The following is a 17,459-nucleotide window of genomic DNA, read 5'->3' as shown; positions in this document are numbered from 1 at the left end:
CAAATGATTAGTGTTCACGTTGTTGCATTTGCTCTATTTGGCGGCGAAACGCTTCAACATCCTGAAAATCTTGATAGACAGAAGCAAATCGGACGTAAGCAACATGGTCAAGGGCAAATAAAGATTGCATGACAATTTCGCCAATTGTTCTAGATTTCACATCACGCTCACCTAAACGGCGAATCTGCAACTGGATATCACTTAAAACTGTTTCGATCTGCTCTTGTGTGACCGGACGTTTTTGCAAAGCATGCATTAACGAACGGCGTAATTTGGCCTCATCGAAAGGTTCATTTTTTCCATTCGATTTGATCACACGGGGCATTACCACTTCATAGCTTTCAAAAGTGGTAAAACGTTCACCGCAACTTACACACTCACGACGTCGACGAATCTGACAGCCTTCGGCGGCTAAACGTGAATCGATGACTTTACTATCTGCGGCGTTGCAAAATGGACAATGCATAGCGGATTTATAGGGTCGATTACTTTGACCTAGTGTAGCAAAATTTCTACACTTACAGAACCAGCATTCTTCAAGACAAAAAAACAGTCCTGAGCAAGATCAAAGCATCGCTTTGATCACAGCGCAAGACTGTTCTTTTAAGACAGCAGATATATTAATGATTATTCAATACGTTCGCCATGTTGGCTTAAATCCAGACCCATACGCTCATCATCAGCATTAACACGGATACCAATCACAAGATCAATCACTTTAAGAATAACGAAAGTCGCGATACCGCTGTAAACCATGGTTGCCAATACGCCTTCAACTTGTACCCATAATTGGCCAGCGAATGTTGGAGCTAATGCAACGTTCGCTGCTTTAATAATTTCGTCACTGTAGAATACGCCAGTTAAAATCGCACCGACAATACCACCTACCGCATGCAAACCAAACGCATCCAAAGCATCATCGGCTTTAAGTAAGCGTTTAAGTGCTGTAATACCCCAGAAGCACACTACGCCACCAATAAGGCCCATCACTAAAGCACCGCCTACCCCAACAAAACCTGCTGCTGGTGTAATCACAACTAAACCAGCTACCGCACCAGAAGCACCGCCTAATACAGATGCTTTGCCACGAATCATACGTTCAACAACTAACCAAGAGAATGCAGCAGCGGCAGCAGCAACTTGAGTCACTAAAATTGCCATACTTGCACGAGCACCAGCGCCTAGAGCACTACCACCGTTAAAGCCGAACCAACCCACCCAAAGTAAGCTTGCACCCACTACAGTTAAAGTCAGGTTATGCGGAGCCATAGATTCGCGGCCAAGGCCAATACGTTTTCCAAGCATGTAAGCAGCAACTAGACCTGCAACACCTGAGTTGATATGTACAACTGTACCACCAGCAAAATCTAATGCACCTGCTTTAAATAACCAGCCATCTGCAGCCCACACCCAGTGGGTAATTGGTGCGTAAACAACGAGCACCCAAACTGCAATAAACACCATGAAAGCTGAATATTTCATACGGTCTGCAATAGAACCGCTAAGGATCGCCACTGTAATAATGGCAAAAGTCATTTGGAAAATAACAAAGAGACTTTCAGGAATTGTCCCACTTAATGCATCAAACGCTACCCCGTTTAGCATTGCTTTAGACAAATCACCAAAAAATGCACCTGTGCCAGAGAACGCGATTGAGTAACCAGCAATCACCCACAGCAAACTTACCAAGATTGCAGCTGAAAGGCTGAACATCATCGTACTGAGTACATTTTTTTTACGTACCATACCGCCGTAGAATAATGCCAATCCCGGAATGGTCATTAATAGAACCAATGCGGTTGAAACTAAAATCCAAGAGGTATCACCCGTATCAAGCGTAGGTGTCGGTGCTGGAGCTGCTGGAGTTTCAGCAACTGGTGCTTCTGCAGTAGTTGCAGTAGCTGGAGATGTTGATGCAGCCGCAACTTCCGATGTTGGCGTTGTTACAGCTTCTTCTGCCCAAACGGCAGTACCACCCAAAAGAGCGCCTGATAGACTGAGCGCCATAAGCATTTTTTTCATTCGTGTCCCCCAACCTCATTTGCGAGTTATTTTCTACTCAGCAAGCTTTGTGCCAATTTAGACAGCATCCGGTCCAGTTTCACCCGTACGAATACGGATTACTTGTTCCAGGTTAGTCACAAAAATCTTACCATCGCCGATTTTTCCAGTGCTTGCGACACGTGTAATTGATTCAATTACTGCGTCGACCATTTCATCACTAATCGCAATCTCGATTTTTACTTTAGGTAAGAAATCAACCACATACTCCGCGCCACGGTAGAGTTCAGTATGCCCTTTTTGACGACCAAAACCTTTAACTTCAGTTACGGTAATCCCTTGTACACCAATGTCAGAGAGTGCTTCACGCACGTCATCCAATTTAAACGGTTTTACAATTGCAGTTACAAGCTTCATGTTTGTTTCCTTCGGCTTCTTTTCACCAGTAAGGTTTTATGTTCAATTTTCATGCCAATATTTCAAAGGTTGAGGGAAATGAATCTTTTGCATGAACTTTCTTTATAACCTATTTAGTGAGCAAGATGTAGATGAGCTATCAAAAATAAAATGAATTTTCAGTAGTGTTATATGCTGATTTAATGATCTATTTGCACTAAAAAAATTGAAACCTATATCCAGCGCTTAAGCAGTGTTAAACTGTAAAGCATAAGGTAATACAACACTTTGGATATTTCATGCTAGAAACTTTGCTACAGGCCATTCTGGAACAAATTGATGAGCCTAAAAAAGATTTGGAAAAAAATTTACGTGCATTATTAAATGAAGCGGTCGAAAAGTTGGATCTTGTTTCCAAACAAGAGATCGACCGTCAAAAGACTGCACTTCAATCAGCCAATCAACGTTTAGAAGAGCTACAAAAACAAGTAAGTTTGTTAGAAGAAACTTTAAAGAATAAAAAATAAGCACCAACGTAGCGCATTTATACTTTACAACGATTAAAAATGAAGCACCATAATGGAACAATAAGATGTCTTTTTCTAAAATTTATACACGGGGACTTTTAGGTTTACATGCACCTCTGATTGAAGTTGAGGTACATGTGAGTCAAGGCTTACCTTCTCTTACTATTGTCGGCCTAGCAGAGGCGGCGGTAAGAGAAAGTAAAGACCGCGTTCGCTCAGCCATTATTAATAGTGGATTTCAATTTCCAACAAAACGGCTGACCATTAATCTTGCACCAGCAGATTTGCCCAAAGATGGATCACGTCTAGATTTACCTATTGCTATAGGTATTTTAATTGCATCTGGCCAGCTCCCAGAAAACTGTGCCGAAGATTTTGAATTAATTGGTGAATTAGCTTTAGATGGCCATGTAAGGCCAGTGTCAGGCACTTTAACTTTGGCAATGGCGTGTCAACAGGCCAAGCATAAAATGCTTTTACCTCTCGATAACAGTCAGGATATTAGCCATTTACCGAATCTTAAATGTTATCCAGTGAGCCATTTAAAAGAAGTTTGTGATCATTTCTTGGGCATAAAATCACTATCTTCGATTGAACCTGCAACGACCTCAAACCAAATGCCTTATAAATTTGATCTGGCAGATGTAAAAGGTCAGCTACGTCCACGTCGCGCACTAGAAATTGCCGCCGCAGGCGGGCACTCGCTGCTCTTTAAAGGACCACCAGGTACAGGTAAGACTTTACTCGCTTCACGTCTTCCTTCAATTTTGCCACCGCTTTCTAATCAGGAAACGCTTGAAGTCGCGAGTATTTATTCTATTTCAAATACACCCCATACCTTTGGTCAGCGTCCATTTCGCGCGCCCCACCATACAGCATCAGCGATTGCACTAGTTGGGGGCGGTTCACATCCTAAACCGGGTGAAATTACCTTATCTCATTTAGGGGTTTTGTTTTTAGATGAACTCCCCGAGTTTGACAGAAAAGTTCTAGAGGTCTTACGTCAGCCGCTTGAGTCAAAAGAAATCATTATTTCACGTGCAGCTCGGCAAATTACTTATCCTGCAAACTTTCAACTCATTGCAGCAATGAACCCTTGTCCATGTGGTTATGCGTTTAATCAAGACAGCCGTTGCCAATGTTCGCCAGAGAGTATCAAGCGCTATCAAAACCGTATATCGGGGCCATTACTTGATCGTATCGATTTACATATTGATGTACCGCCTTTAAAAGCTCAAGAACTGCAGGATCCAACGCCTGCTGAAGACTCTACGACTGTAAGACAACGTGTGATTTATGCTTATGAACAACAAATGCAAAGACAAGATTATTTAAATCAAGCACTTTCACCCAAACAACTTGAGCAATATGCTGTACTTGATAGTACTTCTCAACGAATGATTGAAATGGCTCAGCAACGTTTGAATCTGTCGGCTCGTGCTTATCATCGTGTTTTACGGGTTGCTCGTACCATTGCCGATTTGGCTCAAAGTGAGATGATCCAAAGTCCTCATCTTACAGAAGCACTCTCTTATCGAGGCAATCATTCTTAAGATAAAACAGCGGATCGTGTATCCGCTTTTTTAATATGCATATAAGTTGTTCATTAAAGAATTTATTGATGCCTATATAAAAAGGTAAAAAAGAGGACGCTATGAAAATTTTGGCTATCTCAGGTAGTGCAAGAAAAGAATCTACAAATACTGCTCTATTAAGAGCAATAAAGGATATAGCACCGTCCGACATTGAATTGAGAGTTTTTGATCATATTAATAATCTGCCTGTCTTTTCTCCAGATAATGAAGGAGAAAAAACGCCTACTGTAGTGGAAGAATTTATTAAATCTGTTTCTGATGCAGATGGCATTATCATCTCAAGTCCAGAATATATCCGTTGTATTCCAGGTGGTCTTAAAAATGCAATTGATTGGATGGTTTCCCGTACCGAAATTATAGATATACCTATAGTCCTAGTTCATGCATCTAGCCGCGGCGACGACATGCTAGTTTCTTTAAGAAGAGTATTGTCGACTGTTAGCAGCAATTTCTTTGAAGATTTATTTTTAAGGATTTCTCTCATCGGCAAATCTCCTGAACAAATTAGCGAGATGCTACAAACCGAAAAATATAAGTCACAAATTACCCCCTTTCTGCTTAAATTTGTCTCAGAGATTCAAAAATGTAGAAATGAATTAAAGTGAACTTTCTTAAAATAAAACAGCGTATTATTAGTCCGCTGTCCTTTTATTAAAAGCTTCATTTAAAGTCTCAATTAAGGAAGTAATTTCTTTCTCGGATAAAGCCGCAAAGCCAAAACGGATACAATGATTAGTACATTCTTTCTGTTTAAACTTATGCTCTGTATCAATGTTAAGTTCTTTTAATTTTATAAGCTGATCTTGAGTAAATGGTTTCTGGAATTTCACCCACAAAGCCATTCCACCTGCGGGTGGCTGTATCTGAACACTCTCTGCAAAAATTCGATTAAACTCAGTTAATGCATGGTCTCGGCGTAGTTGATATATTTTTTTCATTTTACGGATATGTCGCTTAATTTCCCCTCGCTGCATTAAATCTGCTAAAGCAAGTTCCGTAATGTTATTGCCTTGCCGATCAATCAATAGAATATTTTCTGTAATCGATTGAATGATTATTGACGATGCCACGACGTATCCCAAGCGAATACCGGGTGCAAAGACCTTTGATAATGAGCCCACATGAATGACCAATTCAGAATGAGGCAAACTTGCTAAGGGTGGCATAGGCCGGCTGTCATAATGGAATTCGTGGTCATAGTCGTCTTCAATAATATAAAACCCCCATTTTTTTGAAAGCTCTAAGAGTTGAAGACGGCGAGACATGGTCATGGTGACAGTTGTAGGATATTGGTGATGCGGAGTTGTATAAATGGCAGCAACTGAGTGTTCTTGTAAAACCCGCTCTAAATCTTCAATAACAATACCTTGTTCATCTAATTTAACAGAAACTACTTGAAAGCCATTTGACTGAAATGCTTTAAAAGCAGATGGATAATATAATTCCTCAATAACGATAACGCCCTGCCGATTGGGTAATGCACGAGAGGCAAGAAAAATTCCCATCTGGCTACCACGTACAATACAAATCTCATCTTCGGCAATATTCATAAAACGTTCCATCGACAGCATTTGTTGTAAAGCCTGTCTTAGCTCAACCATACCTCGTGGGTCACCATATCCCATGTACTGGTTTTGCGTAATTTTAATCAGTGCATGCCGGTATGCCCGCGAAAATAGTTCGTAGGGAATAAGCCTCGGATCTGGCACACCATCGTTATGTGGGCGTTGAATCACTTCTTGAGTGATTGATTTATCATTAACTGTTCGCTCAGATACTGGCTCTATTTGAAGCTGTTTTTCCGGCAAAACATCCGCCACAAATGTGCCTTTTCGGGGACGGGTCACAAGCCATCCTTGTGCCTCTAACTCTTCATAGACTGCTTGTACGGTTTTTCGATTAATTCCTAGTTCTTTTGACAAGCTACGAGACCCCGGCAGCATCGTACCCTGCACTAAACGGCCACATAAAATTTCCTGACTAATCAAGTTAGTCAGTTTTAGAAATACCGTTTTTTCTTCTCTTTCATCGATACGAAAATGTACTTGCCAAGGTCTTAGCATATTCGCCCCATCTGGACCATACAATTTATGAAAACTGGATGTATTGATTCATCCAGTTGTTTTCTATTCTGCCTTCACCTACTTAATTTGGTCAACTGGACTGGAGAAGAGATGAAGACTGCTTCTGTAAATAAACAAGACCTGATGCAACACGCGCAGCAAGACATGCAAAAGTGGATTAGCGACTCAGATTTAACTGATCGTCAAAAGCTTGCACTCACTTGTCGTATTTTATTTGACCATGGCCATGATGCTGGTTTAGCTGGCCAAATTACCTGCCGTAGTGGAAATAAAGAGTCCTTTATTACCCAACGTTTTGGTTTAGGTTTTGATGAAATTACTGCCTCAAATTTACTTGAGGTAAATCAAGATTTAGAACCCATCAATCAAGAAGGAATGGCAAACCCAGCCAATCGTTTTCACACATGGATTTATAAAGAACATCCAGAAGTGAACTGCATTATCCATACTCATCCGACTCATGTAGCGGCTCTATCGATGTTACAGATTCCACTTATGATTTCCCAAATGGATGTTTGCGCACTCTACGAAGACTGCTCATTTGTAGGTCATTGGCCAGGTGTCCCTGTAGGTAATGAAGAAGGTATTTTGATTTCTTCTGCGCTTGGTAAAAACCGTGCTGTTTTGTTGTCTCATCATGGCCAACTGGTTACAGGAAAAACCATTGAAGAAGCCTGCAACTTGGCTCTTTTAATTGAACGAGCAGCTCAACTGCAACTGCTAGCCATGTCTGCCGGACAAATCCAGCCCATCCCCCATGCTTTAGCAACAGAAGCTCATGACTGGGTTTCTACCGATAAACGTAACAAAGTGAACTTTGCCTACTACGCACGTAAAGCTTTGAAAAAACATTCTGACTGTATTTAAAAAGAGATTTCCACCATGAAACTAAACGGCATTATTGGCTACCCTGTTACCCCATTTTCTGATGACAACACCATTAATCTTCCTGTTTTAAAACAGATGCTGGATTTGCTTATTGAAAACGGTTGCGACGCGATTGCGCCTTTAGGCAGTACAGGCGAAAGCGCTTATCTTGAATGGGATGAATGGTGCTTAGTCGCAAAAACTTCAATTGAAAGTATTAAAAAACGCGTGCCTGTCATTATTGGAATTTCAGAACTCACGACTGATCAAGCCATTAAAAAAGCCCAAATCGCTCAAAGCTACGGTGCAGATGCACTCATGATGATTCCTATATCTTATTGGAAGCTAACAGACCAAGATATTTTTGAATATTATCAAGCAATTGCCCAAGAAACCACACTACCAATTATGATTTATAACAACCCCGCGACTAGCGGTGTTGATATGTCTCCAGAGTTAATTGTGCGTATGTTTAATAGCATTGCAAATATTACGATGGTGAAAGAAAGTAGCGGTGATATTCAGCGCATGCATAAGATTTATGAGCTATCAAAAGGAGAACTCCCATTTTATAACGGGTGTAACCCTCTAGCTTTAGAAGCTTTATGTGCTGGAGCAAGCGGCTGGTGTACAGCAGCACCAAACCTATTAGGTCAACGACCTCAACAGCTTATTGAACATGTAAAAAATGGTGAATTGGAACAGGCCCAGAATTCATTTTATCAGCAACTTCCTTTACTACGCTTTATTGTAAATGGTGGTTTACCTAAAATGATTAAAGCTGGTTTACAACTAAAAGGTGTCTCTGCGGGCTTACCACGCAAGCCATTATCTAAAGCTACGGATATTGAGCTTAACCAGTTAAAACAGCTACTTTCTGAAATAGAAAACTAATAAAAAAGCGGGTTACTCACCCGCTTTTTTAAAACTCAAACTTAGAATGTTTTAGTTAAACTAAACACCAAGCCCGTGTCATAAGGTTTCTTACCAGCATCAGTCATACCAGAAGTACTAATGTCTGTACCAACAACATCTAGCTCAGCAACAATACCCAAGATGTTATAATTCACACCAACTTTATAATCGATATAGCTATCGTCTTCACCTGGCCCACCCGCAACTACAAGTAAAGAGTCTTTGTTTTTGAGTTTGTTATAACCAACTGAAGCAAGTCCAGTAAATCCTGTGTCTGCAATTGGTGCTGAATAACCGACGTTGAAATACCAGAACTCATCAGAGTGGCCCCAGTAATCATCTGAATAGCTTACGCCCACACTAAGTGCATCACCTTTAAATAAAGAGTCTGCAAACGTTAATTTTCCGTAAAATTCGGTGAAGTCGAAGCCAGTATCACCATTGTATGGGTTAGTAAATTTTGAGTCAGAACCAATGTATCCATAATGAATTACACCCACATCATAAGTTGGTGCAAGCGTATCAGACAATTTTAACGTATTTGTATAACCTAAAGAGATATCGGTTTCAGTTGAAACGCCAGGTGTATTAAAGTCTACGCTTGACCCCCAAAGCGCAACATAAGCACCTGACTTATGAGAAAAAGTGAACCCACCTTGAATAGCTGGGTTATTTGAAGATTGAGTAACACCGCGGAAACGGTAGTCTGTGGTCGCGGCTACATTACCTGTTGCCGTGATTCCATAAAAAGATGGAGCATCTTCAGCCATAGCCATAGTTGACCCTGCTGCAAAGATACCAAGAGTTACTGCCTTAAGTGCAAATTTCATCATTTTGATCTCCCCCACAATGAACGCACGATTTATAGGAATTAAACAAATTGTGTTACTTGAGCTTTAGCAATTGCTGTGCCAAGTACAAATTTGCTATCAGTGCTCTTCATTAATTTTGAGATCAAACTCACTTTATTATAAAATTCCTCTGTAATTTTTATAAAAATATATCTATAAAAAACATAGTGATAAAATAAAATTCTTATATAAGAAAAAATACTAAACATACGAAAACCCCTTATCGGAAATTAATTAGCGAGGTGAGAAGTATTCATTTGTTGCACATAAATTTTCTATTTAATCTTAGAGGCGAGATATAAAAAGTATGTAAATTTCTGAAGGACAGTGCTTGTAATGATCTGTGATTGCGCATTTCTACTCATTGGATTTGTTTATTTATTCCTTGTTTAAAGTAGATGTACTATTTTGGGTCTTTTTTAAGCAATAATATGGATAAAAAGAGTAGTGCACAAAATATAAGCAAGTTATTGCACTAAATTTGATCAACCTAAACATATTTTGTTAACCGCCTGTAGTGATCTATTTTTGTACATTCCATTTTTTAAAATAACGTTATATAGTAACAATTTAAAGGGTATAAAAATAAAAGTGATGAAAAAAGAAACTTAAAATAAGATTAAAAAGTAAACATATCCAACAAAAAAGAGTAAAAAATGAACACAAGAATCAACTGTTTTTTTAACTTTAAATACAAAATAAATGGTAAAAATCCACTAAAAATTAAATTACTTTTTTTATTTTAAACAATAAATTAAGTATAAAAGACGAATTATAAATTTATTAAATAACCCCTACCACATTAATCAAATCCTGCATAGCATATATAAAATAAAATGAACAAAAATATATCTTTTTTACAGATTACTTATACAATTAATGGAAATCCTAGGCCCTGAACAATAACAAGGCACAGGATTTATCGTTTTTATGAGGTTCTTTAAATATGCTAAAAGCACAAAAACTTACATTAGCAGTTCTCATTTCTGCGGCAATAATTTCCTCAGCTCAGGCAAGTGAGCAAAGTGAGGCAAAAGGATTTGTTGAAGATGCGAACGGTTCTATTCTCTTCCGTACAGGTTATATTCAACGTGACAAGAAAAATAACGTTGAAGATGACAGTTCATTTGTTCAATCAGCAATCGTTACACTAGATTCTGGCTTTACCAAAGGTATTGTTGGTTTCGGTGTCGGCGCTGTGGGTGATTTTTCATTCAAAATTGGTGCAAATAACAATAACGGCAACCAAATGATTCCTCGTTACAATGGCGTACGTGAAAATCCGTATGATCAATGGACACGCGGTGGCGGTAGCGTAAAGGCTCGTTTCTCAAATACTACTGTACGTTATGGTACTCAAGTACTTGATTTACCTGTTCTTGCAAGTAACACTGCTCGTATGGTTCCGGAATATTTCACAGGTACATTGTTAACCAGCCATGAAATTAAAGATTTAGAAGTCATTGCGGGTAAATTCACTAAAAACCAATATTCTGACCAAATTGCGACTGACCAAAATGGTTTAGATCGTGCAGTGGTTTGGGGTGCAAAATATAAGTTTGATGATCAACTCAATGGTTCTTACTATGGCGTTGATGTAAAAGACAAACTTGATCGTCATTATGTAAATGTGAACTACAAGCAACCCCTTGCTAATGACAGCTCACTTACTTATGACTTCAGTGGTTATCATACTAAATTTGATAAAAATGCTTCATTATCATATGCAACTGGCCCAGCTGGTGAAGACAAAACTAATAATATTTGGGCAGTTTCAGGAACTTATGCGACTGGTCCACATAGTGTGATGTTAGCGTACCAACAAAACAGCGGTAACATTGGTTATAACTATGGTTCAAACCAAGACGGCGGTCAAAGTGTCTATTTGCCAAACTCTTACCTATCTGACTTCATTGGTAATGACGAAAAATCTGCACAAATCCAATACAGTCTCGACTTTGGTAAGTTAGGTGTATTACCAGGTCTAAACTGGACTACAGCTTATGTGTATGGCTGGGATATCAAAACATCTAACGGTGCAGATGACTCAAAAGAAAGCGAATTCTTTAACCAAGTAAAATACACAGTTCAAAGTGGTTTTACCAAAGGTTCAAGCTTACGCTTACGTAATTCAATCTACCGTGCTGACGATGCTTATACTGCAGACTATATGCCTGACACTAATGAATGGCGTATTTTCCTTGATATTCCTGTGAAATTATTCTAATTCACAAATCTATCAAGCATAAAAAAACCTACGTCTGGCAACAGATGTAGGTTTTTTATTAAGCTCAAAATATCAATTCAGAAATTCTGAGCTTATCAATTAAAGCTTATTTAGCAGCTTCAATTGCTTTTAATACTTCTGCTTTAGCAACATCAGCACCTTCCCAACCACTGATTTTTACCCACTTACCTGGTTCTAAATCTTTATAGTGACTGAAGAAATGCTCAACTTGGCTAATCAATAACGGAGGAAGATCTGTATATTCCTTCACGTCTTTGTAGAGTGGAGATAATTTTTCGTGTGGAACAGCGATTAATTTCGCATCAATACCACCGTCATCTTCCATGTTTAATTTGCCCACTGGACGGCAACGAATTACAGAACCAGCAGCAACAGGATGTGGAGTTACAACAAGTACGTCTAGTGGATCGCCATCTTCAGACAAAGTATTTGGAACATAGCCATAGTTCGCTGGATAGAACATTGCTGTACCCATGAAACGGTCTACAAACAATGCATCAGAATCTTTATCGATTTCATATTTAATTGGTGCTGCATTTGCAGGTATTTCAATGATGACATAGATGTCATTTGGCGCATCTTTACCTGCTGGGATATTGCTGTAACTCATATCAATACTCTTTCGTTATGAAGTCAGATGTAAAATCCACTCGATTATAGCGTGGATATCATCAAAATGATGCCGATTATACAATGGGCACACGCGAAAGTTGATATGAATGATGACAGAATGACACTCAAGTCAGTTTTATCGTGACCACTAACAGAAAGATTGGACACAATATCGATAAGAACCAAACAATCGAGCGTAAAGTTGCCCAGTTACTTAAATAGCAGATGCCATAAATAACTCTTAAAATAATATATGCCCAGCCTAATCTCAGAATAAAATATTCCGGAACAACCATATATTCAGCCATTAAAATAGCAGTTAAGAATAAAGGTAGGCTTTCAAAGCTATTTTGTTGTACGGCATTAGCGCGAGCAGCAAGGCCTGTTGTTTTGGCCAAAAAAGCTCTCGGATTTTGATTATCGACGGGCTGAAAACCACCTGTAAATTTTGCAATTACGGTAAATGCGTATGGCAGCAAACATGCCACTAAAATAATATAGATAATGCCGCTGATGCCCTGCATAGTGCCATCCATCACTGAAAATACTGTTGATCATGCTATCATAACATTGCGTTTTTACCTGAAATTTTATGCAATCACTTGTCATCACTGATTAATAGGGCCATGTATGCAACAACCTGATCAAAAAGAATTGTTTGACGTCTTAGAGAAGCAAAAACAAAATCAACTTCAGGTAGACCGTATATTAAAAATCGTACTTCCTATTGTGGCTTTTTTATTGAGTGTGATTTGTGCAAATCTAAATTGGCAATCGACACTGGGCACCTTTGTTATTTTAACAATTACTTTTATTGCAGTCGGTATTAAACGACTTCCTTTATGGCATTGGTTAATTGTGATTACCCTATATTGCCTAGCAGATAATTATTTAAGTTATGGTCAGCTCGATTTAACTCATCTGCGTTTGCAATTGGGCACAATGCTAGTTTTTGTTGGGATGGTAGGAATTGGTCGCCCTTACATAGACCGCTGGTTTATGAAGAGCCACAACAAAATGTAAAAACAAAAAAAGCGCCCTAAGGCGCTTTTTTATTAACTTTTTAGGCTGGCTTACGTAAGTCTTTACGTAAGATTTTGCCTACGTTTGATTTAGGTAATTCATCCATAAACTCAACATAACGAGGGCGTTTATAACCTGTTAAGTTTTCTTTAGCAAAGTTCAAAATTTCTTCGGTCGTTAAGCTTTGGTCTTTTTTCACGATAAAGAGTTTTGGCACTTCACCTGATTTTTCATCAGGAACACCAATTGCTGCAACTTCCAATACTTTTGGATGTTTAGCAATAACTTCTTCGATTTCGCTTGGATAAACGTTAAAGCCAGAAACCAAAATCATATCTTTTTTACGGTCTACAATTTTAGTATATCCACGGCTATCCATAACACCGATATCACCAGTACGGAAGAAACCGTCTGCTGTCATGACTTTCGCAGTCTCATCAGGACGCTTCCAATAGCCTTTCATGACTTGAGGACCACGAATAGAGATTTCACCTTGCTCACCTAAGGCAACTTCTTTACCGTCATCATCTAAAATAGCAACTTCTGTTAAAGGTAATGGAATACCAATTGTGCCGCTAAATTCAGTAGATGCAGGAGGGTTTGCAGTCGCCACAGGAGAAGTCTCAGACAAACCATAACCTTCAATAATGGTTGTACCAGTAATCTTCTTCCACGCTTCTGCTGTAGAAGGTAGAACTGCCATACCACCGCCCATCGCCATTTTTAAATTGCTATGGTCAAGTTGTTTAAATTCTTCATTGTTTACTAAAGCATTAAATAATGTATTTACTGCTGGGAAGAATGATGGCTGATATTTACGTAATTCATTAATTACCGCTGGTAAATCACGTGGGTTCGGAATCAAGATATTTGCCTGACCTTTATACATACCGTACATCGCGCAAACCATGAACGCAAAAATATGATAAAGCGGTAATGCACAAACAATACGGTCGCCTTTAGCACCATCATTTGCACCAAATTTACTTTGGAAGATACCATCACACTGTAAAAGGTTGGCAACCAAATTAAGATGTGTTAATTCCGCACCTTTTGAAACACCTGTAGTACCACCCGTATATTGAAGCACGGCAGTATCACTTAAAGTTAAATTTGGACGCTTATAACTACTCGGACTTACTTTATTTAATGCTGCATTAAATTTAACGTACCCAGGAATATTCCAAGCAGGAATTTGCTTACGTACTTTACGTAATACAAAATTTACTAATGTACCTTTAAGCGTACCAAGCATATCTCCTACTGTTGCAACTACAACATGCTTCACAGGAGTTTTACCTAAAATGCTTTGGTAAACACTGGCAAAGTTTTCGATAATCACGAGTACTTCTGCACCTGAGTCATTTAATTGATGCTCAAGCTCACGCGCAGTATAAAGTGGGTTTACATTCACCAACACTAAGCCTGCACGTAACACAGCTAATGCAACTACAGGATATTGCAATACGTTCGGCATCATCACTGCCACACGAGTTCCCTTTGCTAACCCCAAATTTTGCAAATAGGTCGCGAACTTACGGCTTGCAAGTTCCAACTCGTTAAATGACATCGCTTTATCCATAAAGATAAAGGCATCACGAGAACCAAATTTTTGGAAATTACTCTCAAAAATATCAACAAGAGAGGTATTTTCCGCAGGCAATGCTACTGTTTCTGGAATCCCTGTTTTTTGGTATTCTGCAAACCAAATCTTTTCCATAATGCCATTATCTCCGATTCGTAATCCTTAGTAATAACTGTTATTCAATGCCCCAGCTATTCTTTAGCTTCTTGGTGCCAGAACATATTTAAAACTTATTGGCACATTCATGACACTTTCGAACAAGATTATGAGACAGAAGTTTTGACAATTTGACCCTGCCAAATTTTTTGCATGGAGTACAAATTGCGTACTCCAAATTGCTGCCCTTTTAATCGTTATCCAATACCAATAAGTTCAGTTCATTGCTTGAACTTATTGCCATATATAGCGTATTTATGTTGCCCGACGCTAGCTTTATCTCTGAATCAACAGTTTATTTGCTTTTTGATATCCACGTGGTAAGAGGTGACCTTTTGAAGCTCGTTTACCCATGTATTTTTGTAGATCATCACCTTTTAATTTTAGATGTTGTTGACCTGCAACCACCTGAATTATTTCATCTAAGTTCAGGGTTGTCATGGATAAAATCTGCTCTTTCGCTTCAAGTTGTATCAACTTATTACCTTTACCCTTATTTAAATTTGGCAGTTCTAATAAATCAATAATTAGGAGTCGACCTGCTGAGCTGAGTACAGCCAAATGTGTCATGTTTTGGGCAGATATTAGCGGTAGCGCTTTTGACTTTTCAGGTACCGACAAGAAGCTTTTTCCTGCCTTAGCATTAGTATCTAACTGTTTGACTTGAGTTTTAAAACCATAACCTGATGAGCTAGCAGCAATAAGTTCTGACTCCTCATCATCTAAATAGACCTGAATAAACGCGACTCCACTTGCAGGAGCAAGCTTCGAACTTAATGGCTCACCTAACCCTCTTGCTGATGGCAGACTGCTAATAGGCAAGGCATAACTACGCCCTGTCTCATCGAGGAAATAAATTCGTTGATTGGTTTTACCCACCGCATGACTTAAATACTGGTCGCCAGCACGATAGTTTAAATTCTCGGCATCAACATCCGCACCTTTTGCAGCACGAATCCATCCCGCTTCAGATAAAACCACTGTTACTGCTTCAGCTGGCATTAAATCTTGTTCTCTAATCTGAACAGCTTCAGCACGTGCAACAATTGGAGAACGGCGTTCGTCACCAAACTTTTTCGCGTCTTCTTTTAATTCGCCAATAATTAGATTCTTTAAAGATTCAGGGTTTTCTAATTGCTCACGAATAATCGCTGCTTTTGCTGAGAGCTCATCCTGTTCTTGACGGATTTCCATCTCTTCAAGTTTTGCTAAATGGCGTAACTTGAGTTCTAAAATTGCTTCTGCCTGTATCTCATCAATTTTGAAATGATCCATCAATACAGGTTTAGGTTGATCTTCTTCACGAATAATACGAATAACTGTATCAATATCGAGATAAGCAATTAAAAGACCTGCCAAAATATGTAGGCGTTTTTCAATTCGGTTTAAATGATATTCCAAACGGCGAGTAACCGTTTTTTTACGGATCTCAATCCACTCAAGTAAGATACGTCGAATCGACTTAACCTGAGGACGACCGTCCTCACCAATCATGTTTAAATTAACGCGATAGCTTGATTCTAAATCGGTAGTCGCAAATAAGTGGCTCATCACCGCTTCAGCATCAATACGGTTAGAACGCAGTACAATTACGAGTCGTGTTGGGTTTTCATGATCCGACTCGTCACGCACATCCACCACTAATGGTAGCTTCTTAGCCTGCATTTGGTCGGCAATTTGAGTGATCACCTTAGAACCCGATACTTGATACGGCAATTCGGTAATCACGATTTCATTTTTTTCGATGGTATAAACCGCTCGCATGCGGTAACTACCACGTCCAGTCGTCTGGATTTTGAGCAATTCTTCTGGCGGCGTAATAATTTCAGCTTTTGTTGGTAAATCTGGCGCTGGAATATATTCAGCCAATTTCTCGTCTGATGTTTGCGGATTACGAATTAAGGCAATTGTTCCTTTAATCACTTCACGCAAATTATGTGGCGGAATATCAGTCGCCATACCAACCGCAATACCAGTTGTACCATTCAGCAGAATATTAGGAACTCGTGCTGGCAAGGTAATCGGTTCTTTTAATGAACCGTCAAAGTTATCTTGCCATTCACTCGTGCCTTGTCCTAACTCACTTAGCAATAACTCACTGTAGGCAGAAAGTTTTGCCTCGGTATAACGCATCGCAGCAAACGATTTAGGGTCATCTGGTGAACCCCAATTCCCTTGACCTTCAATTAAAGGATAACGATAACTAAATGGCTGAGCCATCAACACCATGGCTTCATAACATGCTGAATCACCATGCGGATGATATTTACCTAGTACGTCACCTACAGTACGGGCCGATTTTTTTGGCTTACCACTACTTTTTAAGCCCAACTCGCTCATGGCGTAGACAATACGGCGCTGTACAGGTTTTAAGCCGTCACTGATATGCGGCAATGCACGGTCCATAATGACGTACATGGCATAATTCAGGTAAGCCTGTTCAGTAAATTCGGCTACAGAGCGGTTTTCTGTCGCTTGATGCGCAAGGCTGGTCATAGTCAGCTTATCTTCCAAATCAGTCGTTATTTTAAATGAGTCTTATGCTAAGTGGGCTATGTTACAGACACAAGAGGGACTCTGTCACCTGAGCGTCAAATTA

The 17,459-nt window shown here is 39.3% G+C and carries 17 protein-coding genes; 7 read left to right on the top strand and 10 right to left on the bottom strand.

Translation table 11 applies throughout. The features are described from left to right. Positions 1 to 7: 7 nt before the first annotated feature. The 3 genes from nrdR to glnK form a co-directional block, all read right to left on the bottom strand. Positions 8 to 466 (bottom strand): transcriptional regulator NrdR, encoded by a 459-nt coding sequence (gene nrdR, locus RMB06_RS02470; RefSeq protein WP_000543541.1) that lies wholly within the window; start codon positions 464 to 466, stop codon positions 8 to 10. 161 nt (positions 467 to 627) lie between these two features. Then, positions 628 to 2,022 (bottom strand): ammonium transporter, encoded by a 1,395-nt coding sequence (locus tag RMB06_RS02465; RefSeq protein ID WP_005079483.1) that lies wholly within the window; start codon positions 2,020 to 2,022, stop codon positions 628 to 630. Between the two features lie 57 nt (positions 2,023 to 2,079). Next, positions 2,080 to 2,418, bottom strand: coding sequence for a P-II family nitrogen regulator (gene glnK, locus RMB06_RS02460; RefSeq protein ID WP_000780326.1), 339 nt, complete (start codon positions 2,416 to 2,418; stop codon positions 2,080 to 2,082). A gap of 278 nt (positions 2,419 to 2,696) precedes the next feature. On the opposite strand from glnK, the gene RMB06_RS02455 reads away from it, so the two are divergent. The 3 genes from RMB06_RS02455 (at position 2,697) to RMB06_RS02445 (ending at position 5,124) form a co-directional block, all read left to right on the top strand. Next, positions 2,697 to 2,924 (top strand): accessory factor UbiK family protein, encoded by a 228-nt coding sequence (locus RMB06_RS02455; RefSeq protein WP_002121136.1) that lies wholly within the window; start codon positions 2,697 to 2,699, stop codon positions 2,922 to 2,924. Between the two features lie 65 nt (positions 2,925 to 2,989). Continuing rightward, on the top strand, positions 2,990 to 4,477 hold the full coding sequence (locus tag RMB06_RS02450) for a YifB family Mg chelatase-like AAA ATPase (protein ID WP_311078122.1): 1,488 nt from the start codon (positions 2,990 to 2,992) through the stop codon (positions 4,475 to 4,477). Positions 4,478 to 4,578: 101 nt separating this feature from the next. Beyond that, positions 4,579 to 5,124: an NADPH-dependent FMN reductase gene (locus tag RMB06_RS02445; RefSeq protein WP_086394469.1), complete on the top strand. Its 546-nt coding sequence runs from the start codon at positions 4,579 to 4,581 to the stop codon at positions 5,122 to 5,124. 27 nt (positions 5,125 to 5,151) lie between these two features. Here RMB06_RS02445 and RMB06_RS02440 read toward each other — a convergent pair whose 3' ends face one another. Beyond that, on the bottom strand, positions 5,152 to 6,582 hold the full coding sequence (locus RMB06_RS02440) for a PLP-dependent aminotransferase family protein (RefSeq protein WP_311078118.1): 1,431 nt from the start codon (positions 6,580 to 6,582) through the stop codon (positions 5,152 to 5,154). Between the two features lie 111 nt (positions 6,583 to 6,693). On the opposite strand from RMB06_RS02440, the gene RMB06_RS02435 reads away from it, so the two are divergent. Together RMB06_RS02435 and RMB06_RS02430 are read left to right on the top strand one after the other, a co-directional pair. Further along, positions 6,694 to 7,470 (top strand): aldolase, encoded by a 777-nt coding sequence (locus tag RMB06_RS02435; protein ID WP_309164929.1) that lies wholly within the window; start codon positions 6,694 to 6,696, stop codon positions 7,468 to 7,470. Positions 7,471 to 7,485: 15 nt separating this feature from the next. Continuing rightward, a complete protein-coding gene (locus RMB06_RS02430) occupies positions 7,486 to 8,364 on the top strand; it encodes a dihydrodipicolinate synthase family protein (protein WP_311078112.1) in 879 nt (292 codons plus the stop codon). A gap of 41 nt (positions 8,365 to 8,405) precedes the next feature. Here the strand turns inward: RMB06_RS02430 and RMB06_RS02425 are convergent, their stop codons facing one another. Together RMB06_RS02425 and RMB06_RS02420 are read right to left on the bottom strand one after the other, a co-directional pair. Further along, complete coding sequence (locus RMB06_RS02425) at positions 8,406 to 9,218, bottom strand: TorF family putative porin (protein ID WP_311078110.1); 813 nt, start codon at positions 9,216 to 9,218, stop codon at positions 8,406 to 8,408. Positions 9,219 to 9,256: 38 nt separating this feature from the next. Beyond that, positions 9,257 to 9,445 carry a hypothetical protein gene (locus RMB06_RS02420; RefSeq protein WP_311078108.1) on the bottom strand — a complete coding sequence of 63 codons (189 nt, stop codon included), beginning with the start codon at positions 9,443 to 9,445 and terminating at the stop codon, positions 9,257 to 9,259. Between the two features lie 737 nt (positions 9,446 to 10,182). On the opposite strand from RMB06_RS02420, the gene RMB06_RS02415 reads away from it, so the two are divergent. Further along, the gene (locus tag RMB06_RS02415; RefSeq protein ID WP_311078106.1) at positions 10,183 to 11,463 is read left to right on the top strand and encodes an OprD family outer membrane porin; all 1,281 of its coding nucleotides are present in this window, start codon (positions 10,183 to 10,185) and stop codon (positions 11,461 to 11,463) included. Between the two features lie 106 nt (positions 11,464 to 11,569). Here the strand turns inward: RMB06_RS02415 and ppa are convergent, their stop codons facing one another. Next, a complete protein-coding gene (ppa, locus tag RMB06_RS02410; RefSeq protein WP_002121243.1) occupies positions 11,570 to 12,094 on the bottom strand; it encodes an inorganic diphosphatase in 525 nt (174 codons plus the stop codon). A 127-nt stretch (positions 12,095 to 12,221) separates the two neighbouring features. Further along, positions 12,222 to 12,620, bottom strand: a complete 399-nt coding sequence (locus RMB06_RS02405; protein WP_002121258.1) for an MAPEG family protein — start codon at positions 12,618 to 12,620, stop codon at positions 12,222 to 12,224. A 106-nt stretch (positions 12,621 to 12,726) separates the two neighbouring features. On the opposite strand from RMB06_RS02405, the gene RMB06_RS02400 reads away from it, so the two are divergent. Continuing rightward, the gene (locus tag RMB06_RS02400; protein ID WP_033851266.1) at positions 12,727 to 13,119 is read left to right on the top strand and encodes a hypothetical protein; all 393 of its coding nucleotides are present in this window, start codon (positions 12,727 to 12,729) and stop codon (positions 13,117 to 13,119) included. Between the two features lie 40 nt (positions 13,120 to 13,159). On the opposite strand, the gene RMB06_RS02395 is transcribed toward RMB06_RS02400, so the two are convergent. After that, a complete protein-coding gene (locus RMB06_RS02395) occupies positions 13,160 to 14,839 on the bottom strand; it encodes a long-chain-fatty-acid--CoA ligase (RefSeq protein ID WP_311078102.1) in 1,680 nt (559 codons plus the stop codon). 297 nt (positions 14,840 to 15,136) lie between these two features. Next, complete coding sequence (gene parC, locus RMB06_RS02390; RefSeq protein WP_032037746.1) at positions 15,137 to 17,356, bottom strand: DNA topoisomerase IV subunit A; 2,220 nt, start codon at positions 17,354 to 17,356, stop codon at positions 15,137 to 15,139. Positions 17,357 to 17,459: the final 103 nt, after the last annotated feature.

It is taken from the genome of Acinetobacter sp. V104_13 (assembly GCF_031798995.1).
Lineage (GTDB): Bacteria > Pseudomonadota > Gammaproteobacteria > Pseudomonadales > Moraxellaceae > Acinetobacter > Acinetobacter pittii.
The sequence above is the reverse complement of the archived record's forward strand: the minus strand, read 5'-3'. Positions and strand labels throughout refer to the sequence as shown.